The following is a 10172-nucleotide window of genomic DNA, read 5'->3' on the forward strand; positions in this document are numbered from 1 at the left end:
ATCTTAAAAACAGGAGAACCTTATCATGAACTAGGCTCAAATTACCTTGAAGAAAAACAAAATAACAAAGAATTAAAAATGATCGAATACCTAAATAAGAAAGGCTATACAATTGCTCCATCTGAACAACAAACTTCATAACCAGTTAAAATAACGCAATAGTTCATTACCCCCATCAAAAAAAAATGAGAATATGGAGGGTTTATTTTAGCATGGCTTTTTTACTAATGTATTTTCATATAAAAAAGCTGCCTTAAAGACAGCTCCGATCTTCAGCTAATGCACCCGTTATTTTAATAAGGAGTTCATATATTTTAACTTTCTAATCTTCACCAAAAATTTGTTTATTGCTTTTTCTAAAAAGCGACACATTGTGAATAGGTGTAATTACTTCGTTATCCCAAAATATTGCACTACCATTTGGAATAGCGTATATATCCCTATTGTTTGATAAAGGGAATAATTCTTCATCAAGGGTTCCATCATAGTGAACTTCGACACTAAAATCTACTAACTCTAAACCTTTTATAACTTGTGTTTCGGGATAATATTCATCTTTTGTGATGATACAGTCTCTACAAAAAACTAACGCCCCAGCACTAACACCCACCATTAATCCTGAAAAACCTTTAATTGCTTGTATCAATTCTTTTGCAATCAAACTTTCCATTAACTTCTCTGGTCTTCCGCCAGTAAAATACAGAATATTATGGTCTTTTATTTCATTTTGCATTTCTTGATTTGTGAGTCGATAGTCGAGAAGTTTAATATGCTCTATCCCTATATCCTCAAATGATTTTTTTACAGAGCTAAACCATCCATCAAGTTTTGAATCCTCTGTCGCAAACGGAATTACTAAGATTTTATTTCCTACTTCAACGTGATTTGATAAATAACTCATCACATTATCAAGTTCTCCAGCTAAAGGGTTTCCTCCCCCGATAGTGCCATAAAAAGAGAGCGGCCTTAAAGACAGTTCTGATCTTCAGCCTGTTACCTGAATAAGAATATTTCTTCTATTTGGCAACTTCCAGTACAATTCGAGAAACTAAGTAAGAAAAGCCACTTAAACCTATAATTCCTACTAAAATTAATAAAGGAGCTTGTTCTGCATACATCATTCCTACAAAGAACATAGTAAAACATAGCAGTGACCCTACGATATTTAGTAAGATGTTCTTCTTATTCATTGTAATCAACCTTTACCTTCCCCGTTTGTTCATTTTAGGGTGTAAGGGATTCTTGGAAGAATTTTAATTACAACAAGTATATCTAAGTAATTTGGAACAAATATTATAACTGTTGAAAATCCAAAGGAGGTGGCTAAAATGAACGCACAACGAGCAGAAGAAATTGCTTCTTCGCCAATTATGGCTAATGTAACCTATAATGAGGAAAGTATCTACATTGAGCACGTGGATGAACAAAATGGAACAGCTACAATCCATCCGCTTGATGAACCTAATAAAAAACAAAGTGTTTCTGTAACCAGCTTAAAAGAACAGTAATTTATCATATTTCTTCTAAACCTCCGCCTTCGGGTGGTGGTTTCATGTTAGTTTAAGTTCATTTACCATCTTCTTTTACAACCTATCACCTTGTTGAAGTAATCTGCCCCGTTAATTGCGGCTGCCTTAAAGCCCTTTCCCTCATAAACTAAGCACCCGTCAGTTTATGAAGAAAGAGAGTGAATTAGGTAGAGTGTGTCTAATCCAATTATTTTTCGCACTTCTGAAACCTCTGGTTTTACTAGTAATCCAATTTCTCCAAGTATACCAACCGTACTTATATTGGACTTTTGTATTTGATTTGCTGTTGAATCAGCAATGTGTACAATCGGTAAACTGACTTTTTCTTCTATATATTTATTTCGGCACCTGCCTTCCAAAGACAGAGCAACATCGCCTAATAATCATACTGAAAATTCGATATATACATAATAGACTCTATATACAGTACCTTACTTATTAATCGAAAAACTCCATATGAGCTTTTTCTTGTTTGTAGTAATTTATTCTATCTTGTAAAGTACCTGTATGAAACTCAAACTTATGACCATCTGGGTCAGTAAAATAAATAGAGTTCTTATCTTTTTCATCTCTTGGACGACCTGACAAGATGTTTACATTCAATTCCATTAGTTTCTCGTACATTTTTACAAAGTCAGCTTCTTCTATTGAAAAAGCTATGTGTGTGTATGATTGGCTTATTTCATTACGTGGAATATCTTTTTCTACATTCAGAGCGATCCACATTCCATTCAAATCAAAATAGGCTGTATTTCTACCCTTGACCAACAATTTTGCATCAAGAACGTTTTGATAAAACTCAATGGAATTCTCTAAATTAGAAACTGAAAATAAAAAGTGATTCAAACCTTTTATAGACACTTTACCACCCCGTAATAAGACTACTTAAATAATTATATTAAAAATGCTAAATCTCCAAATCTTTTGCCTTTTTTTTGGCCAATAGACGCTTATAAACAGGATAGCCAAACATGTAGTACCCTGAAAATGACAGCAGTATTAAGGATAAACCGGTCATTGTGAGGATAGTGTATCTATACCAATTGCCAAAGAATGATCCATCATGCAAAGTGATGAGGAAAGTTGAGTAATCTGGATTTGTGGATAACACTTTACCCGTACTCGCATCTACTTGAACACCTTGACTGTTATTAAAGCGTACCTGGTAAACATTTGCACCTGGTCTATATTCGATTCTAAATATATCTTCAACCGAGTCTACACCTGGAAGCCCCTGAGACGTAGCAATTGACACGACCTTCTCCATGGGTATCGCTTGATCTGGACTCGCCTCTTTCCCCGTTCTTAACTCATCAGCCACTCCGAGTGGTATCATATAAACAAGCACGAGGCCTGTGACTGCGATGAACATAAAAAAAACGGATAAAATTAATCCAGTCCATTTATGTACCTTTCGGCTTAATTGATACAACTTTACTGATTTCGACATTATTCCATCACTCCACTTGACTACTTTTCAAAACACCAATTTTTCGCCTTTTTCCACGTTCATAAATAAGAAAATCAACCCTATTTCTTACATAAACATGCGTCTTTTCAATATTTATTAAGATTTTGTATATTAATCCAAATTATATCTTATCATTATTCAATGAGCCTGTCCTTTAGTGCCATAAGAAAAAAGAGCTGTACTAGCACCTCATTGAAATTACCCTGTGTTTAATACGCTGGAATCCCACCTCTCTCCTTTTAGAACTAACTAAGTAGTAACATTCATCTCAACTTTCCTGCCCCTTTTGTTGCCAAAAACTCAACTGGATTATTTCATTTGTTAAACATTGCGTGTGGCACCAAAGGAAGAATTTCCACCCCCTCTTGCGGATTTAAAGTAATCTCCTTACCATCTAACTCAATGGTTGCTTTTGAAAAACAAAGAAAAATTGGCGTGGGTATTGATGATAATGTTTTTTTCAGTTGTCAGCAGGCATACGTTCACCTAAATGCCACCTATCACCATTATCTCCCCATATGTACTTTTCAGCATTTCGTTTACTTTTTTTCATTCTTGCCCCGTTAGTTTAAAAAAGAAATTTTGTATTTATTTTCTTTTGGAACGCATACCATTTAGTTTTGTAATGTCAACTTGATTAAGCAATTGGTTATACATTTCACTCTTAACATCATATATAGCAATTTTCCCTTGATTATTATAATGAATTCCCCAACCATAATTTTTCACCAAAGGAGAAGCTCTGAAGCAAGCCTTGGATTTTTTAAAAAACTGTTCTCGAAGTTCAACTACATTTTCCTCTTCTATTTGATTCTTGATTAAGTATGTTTTAAATTGTACGTCTTCTTGTGTAAATTTATATGGGTTATTATTAATTAAATCATGCTCAATATAAGAAATTGTGGGTTTATCGTTTTTGAAGACAGGTACCTTTGCTGCAGTAACTTTTGAATCCTCTGAAATGGTAATAAGTGTGTTTTTAAAACTCATTTCACAACCTCCTTATTCAGCCGTGCGATTAATATCACACCATATTCTACCATCGTTTTCTTCCACCATCCTGCCCCCATAGTTGCAAAAGAAAAAGGCTGCCTGAGCAACCAGATAGTTTGATTAGTTTATTGAAAATAAAAACAGTTTTATTGAAAACATTATACCCTTTCAAGAGGGCTATGAGGTAAAGGTGGTAATTGAATTCTAACCAGGTCTCCAGGGTGAACCTCACCACTTTCCAATACTATGCTCATGATTCCTGCTTTACGTATCAAGTTCCCATGCTTATCCCGGTCTAAAACTGCGTTCATAAGTCCTGATTTAAATTGATCAATTTGGACACATGGATTTCGTAAGCCCGTTACTTTAATAACTGCTGTTTCCCCAATATATAGTAACGAATCCCTCGGCAATTCAAGCAGATCAATACCTTTTGTAGTAATATTTTCACCCATTTGTCCAGCTGTAACATTAAACCTATCTTTCAATTCATCTAATAATTCTGAGTGGATCAAGTGAACTTGTCGAAGGTTAGGTTGATTGGGGTTAGCCGCTACACGTGAACGATGCTTAACGGTTTTACCTAAATGGGCATCTCCTTCAACGCCCAAACCTTTCAACAGTTTTATACGACTGCAATTTTCCTTACTAAATGTGTGTTTATCACTTTTACTTACAGCTATTACTACTCCACTGGCCGAGTCAATTTTTTCCTCATTCTTTTTCATTCAACTCCCCCTAATACTAATAATTAACATATTTATCCAAATTACCTACCTCTTTAGTTTAACTACATTCTTTCACAATCTCAATAGTGTAGAGCCTTTTGAGACACAATCCAATCACCTACAAAATAGATTTCATAATTTCTCATTTGACTTGTATCAGAATGCTTATCATTATAAATACGCATTTTCCTGATGATATCCCTTATTAAAGAATATGGCCCTAAAATGAAAATTAAGAACTTATCTTTGTTCCAGAATAGCGTCCTCTAATGGAATAACTTGAATTTATCCTCATTCTAAAAATTTTATTTTAGTTCAACTAACGCACACCTATAGTTTAATTACGCCCGTGCGGAAAGTGTCGCAATGCCTTATCAGATACCCCGACCTAATTTGGTACTAATAGACAGCTCTAATCATATTCTTATAAAAGAAAACAATAAGAAGGAGTGCAAAGTCATTTGATTAAAGTGAAGGTTGGTTTACGGCCCATTGTAAGTAAGATAAATTTACCTACTGTTTTGAAAACAACCATACTTCCAGGTGACTCAATTGAAAGATTATTTATTGCAACCCAGGTAGGAGAGATCTTTTACATAGGAAACGGAGTTATAAGGACTTTTTTAGATATTCGACCGCGAATCCTAAAACTAGGTGTTTCTGGTGGAGGATATGATGAACGGGGATTGCTAGGGCTAGCCTTTCATCCCGAATTTTATTATAACGGTCTGTTTTATCTTCATTATTCATTAGCTGGAACACAAGGACCAGGTGCTCTTTCTGAATCTATTAATCCTAACCCATGTGATCCTAGAACTTTAAACCTAAGGTGGATAAATAGAGAAACTCAATATGATCATATTGATACAATTGAAGAATGGATATTACAATCGAATGGTCAACCCCAAAAACGTCGGACATTACTTAACTTAAGAAGACCATTTTCAAATCATAATGGGGTCAATAGTTTAAATTTTTCACCTGAAACCGGAAAACTTGTTTTAACAACCGGAGATGGTGGATCCGGCTATGATCCATTTAACTTAAGCCAGGACGATCTAGAAATCGCTGGTAAAATAATTGAAATTGACGTAGGTAAGAATATATCCATCAATAATCCACCCATTGTCACACGTTTTAATGAACTTCCCATAACTATTCAGGAAACGCTCATGGTAATGGCCAAAGGGGTTCGCAATATACCAGGCATTTCATTTCAAAGGTTTTCTAATCAGTATATTAAATATGCGGGAAATGTCGGTCAGGATTTGGTCGAGTCGATTTTTTCATTCGTTCATTATAATCCAATACCGGTTACTCAGCTTATTCAGGCTTCTTTCATGAATTCTGAACCTGACAAAGAAAGATTTATAAACTTTGGGTGGCGAGGTTGGGAAGGTGCTTTTCCTTCTTCGATTATAAGAGGCTGCACTGAAAATTCGACTTTGGATGAGAAAACGATCGCTTATTACAATGAAGCAGTAGCACTTTCAGAGAGTCGTCTTCAGCCTTTAACAAGCTATTTTCATAAAGATACCAGACCCGATAAGTTTGAAGGAACTGCACTTACAGGAGTGCAAGCTTATATGGGGAAAAGAATCCCTGGTTTAACAGGAAGCGTTGTGTTTACTGATCTTGCCCGGAAAGAATCTCAACCTCAGGTTAGAGGGGCTTTAGCCTATACCATGGTAAGACCAAATAGTGAACAAAATGATTTTAGTGTGATACAAACCGATTATGATTTTGGTTCTCAATCAGCCTATTATGTTAGTTTGGGAACGAATCTGAATCAAACCAAATTATATTTAGCGGTTTATGGCTCTATGAAAGTGAATGATTTTAACCAAGGCAAAGTTTTTGAAATAGTTCCATGAATCATAACTATAAAATTCTACTAAATCTTGATAAATCTCTTACATGGATTTAATGAATCGAAATTTAAACCAAGTGATGGAGAATCACTAAATGATAATCATTTTTAATCTTTTAAAAATGATTAAAGCAATTTCAACCCATAACCAGCTATAACTGAAAGCAAATAAAAAGCCAGTTGTAAGAAATGAAAAGGAAACAGAGACCGCTGGACCTAAAACTGGAAAGTGAAAAATAAATATTAGACTCATAATTCCTAACATTAAAAGAATGGCACCAGTAGCAATAATACTTAATCTCTTCCTAAACAAGTAAAAGGATGCCCCTATGCCAAGTCCTAACAATCCTGTTGTAAAAGGAAATACAATTAGTTCAGTTGGCTGTAGGATGAATAACAACATTATTGTCAGAAAGTAGGACATTACTCCAAATGGAATGGAAAACATGGAACATAACAGAATAGGTGCAGTGGCTAGCGGACTTAAAAAATATCCTATACCCGGTAAAAATCCAGCAGCAGCCTGTAGAATAGCAGCCATACAGGCAAAAATAGACCCTAAAATGAGCTTCATCGTTTTTTTATGTTTATTGAATATTATTTGAGATGAACGAACCTCATCAGAAATAGGTTTTAAAAAATACACCTTTCCACCTCATTTTAAATAGTTTATACGTTACCATACATTATATTTACCATTTATTAGAGGTGGAACAATTATTAATAATCCAAACATCAATATCCTGAGTAATGAAAAATAAGCTTAATAAAAAATCTCTTTAAAACTTAACCGATAATACAAAAATAGAACATTAGTTCACATAAGGAAGTTAGCTGTTGTGATGATGTCTGGGAAAACATAAGTAATTTCCTTTGCCTATTAAAAAAAACAAGGCCTTATGGCCCTGCTTTTTATTCGACTATTACTTTTCCAACCATTCCCTCCTGGAAATGGAACCGACATATCAGTTCATATGTACCGGGCTGTTTCGGTTTCACGGTAATGTTTTTTTCTTGACCTGGCTGTACCTCGGCGTCAATACCGAGCTTTTCCAGTGTGAAGGTGTGCTTTTTCTTACCTTTGTTTTTCAATATCAACGTTGTGGTTGTTTCATTCGGAATAGTGATGTCTTTCGGATTAAAGTAATCATCGTTCAACTCGACCTCTATCGATTTCTCCGTCTCCATAGGCTGAGTTACAGCACTGGATTCGGCAAATACGCCGAGTGAGCCTAGAGTTGTCACAACTACAACCATTGCAAGCACAACGACCAATCCTGTTACCCACTTTTTCACAGACATTCGAATCCCTCCTTTCCTAAACACTATTTTTTTCCAATTCGTTAAATATTATTACTATATATTTGATTGAAACGTGCTTTCAAATAGTAACTTTTTTATCTAAAACAGTGAAAAGAAAAGATCGACTCTAATGACGGTCTTCTGGAATCTATTCTTATGCAACTAAACTGCCCGTTACTTAAAATAAATATCCAAGTATAGTTCCATTTTCTAACCCGTTTGCTGAATAACATGACTGTTATGTTAATAAATACATGAATGATTTTTCTCTGTTTCACAAAACTGTTAATTTAGCTAAATCTAGGAACGTTTCTTTTCTTTTAAATCAAGCAAAAATCCAATGAAGCAACTTATTCATACAGGCAACGATTGACACTTTGGCAGGTTTTCCTTCTGATTTTTTCTTATCATATATAATAGATTCTATTAAAAAAAGGTCAATCAGTAATTTTACTGGTCGACCTTATAATACGAGCGCACCCTTTAGTTCAACAAGTGTGTAGTGTATGCAGTAAATGGTCCCCCATCATATGTAAACGATGTCGAAATGAGAGGATATTAATTCCATCCTTTGTAAATCCCATTCAAATGTAAGTATGGCTGATTGTTTTGATTGATGTGTTAGGAGGCGTACACCATTTTTTATGATCATGCTTTCTGCACCCCAAAAACGGACAGTTTTGTCTTCGCCAGTACGATTACAGACAATTACGGGCAGTCCTGTTTCCAATGACCTTTGTTCCCATTCTCCCTCTGGACCATGTAATCCAGGACCCCAGGAAGACGGTGCAATTAATATTTCTGCTCCTTTTTCAAATAAGTTGTAAGCTATATCTTTGGTATATGCGTCCGCACAAATCATAATACCAACCTCAACATTGTCTGTTTTGATTGGCTCTATTACATCCCCTGAAGCTGACCAATCATCAATAACACTGATTTTTCTCTGTTTACCTAATATATGACCTTTTTTATCTATGATAAACACAGAATTATACAACTCTCCGTTACTGCCTTTTTCAGGGCAACCCAAAAATACAGTGCTTTTCAAATTCTTTAGTTGACGGCTCAAATTACTCATCCAAGTATCAGGTTGCCTGTTAATCCATCCAGTCCCTACCTTATGATTGAATTGAAGTCCGCTGACACATAGTTCTGGTGTTATAATCCATTCGGCATTATTCTTTGATGCTATATGAATGGCTTGTTCAATTAGATTTTGGTTATACTCCACATCACCAGCAATAGGCAATAGATGTAATAAAGCTATTTTTATTTTTCCCATAATGATCTCCCAAACATTAACTTATTTTAATGGCTATGCTTGTAAGAATTGTAGCATAGACATTGATTGGCTTGTTCAACTGATATGCCTCGTTAGTTGAATTAAGAAAAAGGATGCGGCAGCAACCTAGGAATTGAAGTAAAACACATCTTAATTTAAAAGTGTTTAACTTCACATCAGGAAAAAAAAAACAACTATGTCAGCTCTCCCCCTGATTCTCCTCTGATAAGGGAGCAAAAAGTTAAAAGGTCATATTTCATTACTCTTAATCATAAGGAACAAGGAGAACATTTATTAGGGGTGGTCTTTATGAGAACAAGTTACAGAAGAAGGACGGAATATCCTTACCCAGGGGAAAGTATCCCACCTAAAGGTTCTCCAGATGCAGGAAATTGGCCAATGTTTTTTATTGCAAAGGGAAGTGACTGCCGCGCAAACCGATTGTTCAACGAAAGCCCTCCTTTTTTCAAAGGTAAATTCGCTCAAATCCTCGGGATATAATGAGTGCTTTTTTGTAAATAATAAGATTGTTAATAAATAAATTGAGGAGGACGTGTATGCAACAGGATCAACAAGCTAAAGAGAATTTGGGTTCTATTACGAAACCAGAATTTGCCGGAACCGATGCACAAAAAGTAAAACAAGAAATTCTAAAAGATGTAAGTGAAGGACAAGGTGCAATGACTTCCCGAGAGGCAGGAGCAATGCGCGATTAAAAAACCACTCTGAGTGGTTTTTTATTTTATGCTTCAAAATTACACACTCTCATTTCGACTTGATGGAGATGCTATAAACTTAATGAGTAAGCACGGTTGGAAAGACCACCTAAAGAAATTGACCCTGAATATCCAGCGAAAGAAATAAACAAATGTTTGCTGCATAAATCGAGTAGGAGGAGGCGCCTAGTCCTTTGAGTTTTCTCACTCTGGTTCTTGGCAACTTCCATTGTTTCCATAGACACATCCTGAGTCTTCTTCGAATCCATGAATCTAAA

Annotated in this window: 13 protein-coding genes and 1 pseudogene; 4 read left to right on the top strand and 10 right to left on the bottom strand. The window is 35.3% G+C overall.

Features of this window, described 5'->3' with window-relative positions; genetic code table 11:
- Positions 1-322 precede the first annotated feature (322 nt).
- Both ACFWE9_RS23590 and ACFWE9_RS23595 read right to left on the bottom strand, forming a co-directional pair.
- Positions 323-976, bottom strand: a complete 654-nt coding sequence (locus tag ACFWE9_RS23590; RefSeq protein ID WP_377359089.1) for a Type 1 glutamine amidotransferase-like domain-containing protein — start codon at positions 974-976, stop codon at positions 323-325.
- A gap of 40 nt (positions 977-1016) precedes the next feature.
- Positions 1017-1190, bottom strand: coding sequence for a hypothetical protein (locus ACFWE9_RS23595; protein WP_230162945.1), 174 nt, complete (start codon positions 1188-1190; stop codon positions 1017-1019).
- 138 nt (positions 1191-1328) lie between these two features.
- Here ACFWE9_RS23595 and ACFWE9_RS23600 point away from each other — a divergent pair, with 138 nt between their 5' ends.
- Positions 1329-1508 (top strand): small acid-soluble spore protein H, encoded by a 180-nt coding sequence (locus tag ACFWE9_RS23600; protein ID WP_230162943.1) that lies wholly within the window; start codon positions 1329-1331, stop codon positions 1506-1508.
- A gap of 459 nt (positions 1509-1967) precedes the next feature.
- On the opposite strand, the gene fosM is transcribed toward ACFWE9_RS23600, so the two are convergent.
- The 4 genes from fosM to ACFWE9_RS23620 form a co-directional block, all read right to left on the bottom strand.
- Positions 1968-2390 carry a FosM family fosfomycin resistance protein gene (fosM, locus tag ACFWE9_RS23605; protein WP_230162941.1) on the bottom strand — a complete coding sequence of 141 codons (423 nt, stop codon included), beginning with the start codon at positions 2388-2390 and terminating at the stop codon, positions 1968-1970.
- Between the two features lie 46 nt (positions 2391-2436).
- Entirely contained in the window at positions 2437-2979 is a 543-nt protein-coding gene (locus tag ACFWE9_RS23610; protein WP_230162939.1) for a PepSY-associated TM helix domain-containing protein, read from the bottom strand.
- Positions 2980-3588: 609 nt separating this feature from the next.
- Entirely contained in the window at positions 3589-3990 is a 402-nt protein-coding gene (locus ACFWE9_RS23615) for a DUF6157 family protein (RefSeq protein WP_230162937.1), read from the bottom strand.
- A 161-nt stretch (positions 3991-4151) separates the two neighbouring features.
- Positions 4152-4721 carry an MOSC domain-containing protein gene (locus tag ACFWE9_RS23620; protein WP_230162935.1) on the bottom strand — a complete coding sequence of 190 codons (570 nt, stop codon included), beginning with the start codon at positions 4719-4721 and terminating at the stop codon, positions 4152-4154.
- 461 nt (positions 4722-5182) lie between these two features.
- Here ACFWE9_RS23620 and ACFWE9_RS23625 point away from each other — a divergent pair, with 461 nt between their 5' ends.
- Positions 5183-6595, top strand: a complete 1413-nt coding sequence (locus ACFWE9_RS23625; RefSeq protein ID WP_377359084.1) for a PQQ-dependent sugar dehydrogenase — start codon at positions 5183-5185, stop codon at positions 6593-6595.
- Between the two features lie 87 nt (positions 6596-6682).
- Here the strand turns inward: ACFWE9_RS23625 and ACFWE9_RS23630 are convergent, their stop codons facing one another.
- The 3 genes from ACFWE9_RS23630 to ACFWE9_RS23640 all read right to left on the bottom strand — a co-directional run bounded on the left by ACFWE9_RS23630 (position 6683) and on the right by ACFWE9_RS23640 (position 9178).
- The gene (locus tag ACFWE9_RS23630) at positions 6683-7237 is read right to left on the bottom strand and encodes a hypothetical protein (protein WP_230162931.1); all 555 of its coding nucleotides are present in this window, start codon (positions 7235-7237) and stop codon (positions 6683-6685) included.
- A 266-nt stretch (positions 7238-7503) separates the two neighbouring features.
- Entirely contained in the window at positions 7504-7893 is a 390-nt protein-coding gene (locus tag ACFWE9_RS23635; RefSeq protein WP_230162929.1) for a cupredoxin domain-containing protein, read from the bottom strand.
- Positions 7894-8419: 526 nt separating this feature from the next.
- Positions 8420-9178, bottom strand: coding sequence for a carbon-nitrogen hydrolase family protein (locus ACFWE9_RS23640; RefSeq protein ID WP_377359087.1), 759 nt, complete (start codon positions 9176-9178; stop codon positions 8420-8422).
- A 309-nt stretch (positions 9179-9487) separates the two neighbouring features.
- Between ACFWE9_RS23640 and ACFWE9_RS23645 the strand changes: the two genes are divergently transcribed.
- Both ACFWE9_RS23645 and ACFWE9_RS23650 read left to right on the top strand, forming a co-directional pair.
- Positions 9488-9679, top strand: a complete 192-nt coding sequence (locus ACFWE9_RS23645; protein WP_230162925.1) for a hypothetical protein — start codon at positions 9488-9490, stop codon at positions 9677-9679.
- 56 nt (positions 9680-9735) lie between these two features.
- Positions 9736-9894, top strand: a complete 159-nt coding sequence (locus tag ACFWE9_RS23650; RefSeq protein WP_230162923.1) for a hypothetical protein — start codon at positions 9736-9738, stop codon at positions 9892-9894.
- Between the two features lie 163 nt (positions 9895-10057).
- On the opposite strand, the pseudogene ACFWE9_RS23655 reads toward ACFWE9_RS23650, so the two are convergent.
- Positions 10058-10172, bottom strand: a pseudogene (locus tag ACFWE9_RS23655) (group II intron maturase-specific domain-containing protein); the annotation flags it as partial.

Source organism: Peribacillus sp. NPDC060253 (assembly GCF_042727425.1).
Taxonomy (GTDB): Bacteria; Bacillota; Bacilli; order Bacillales; family DSM-1321; genus Peribacillus.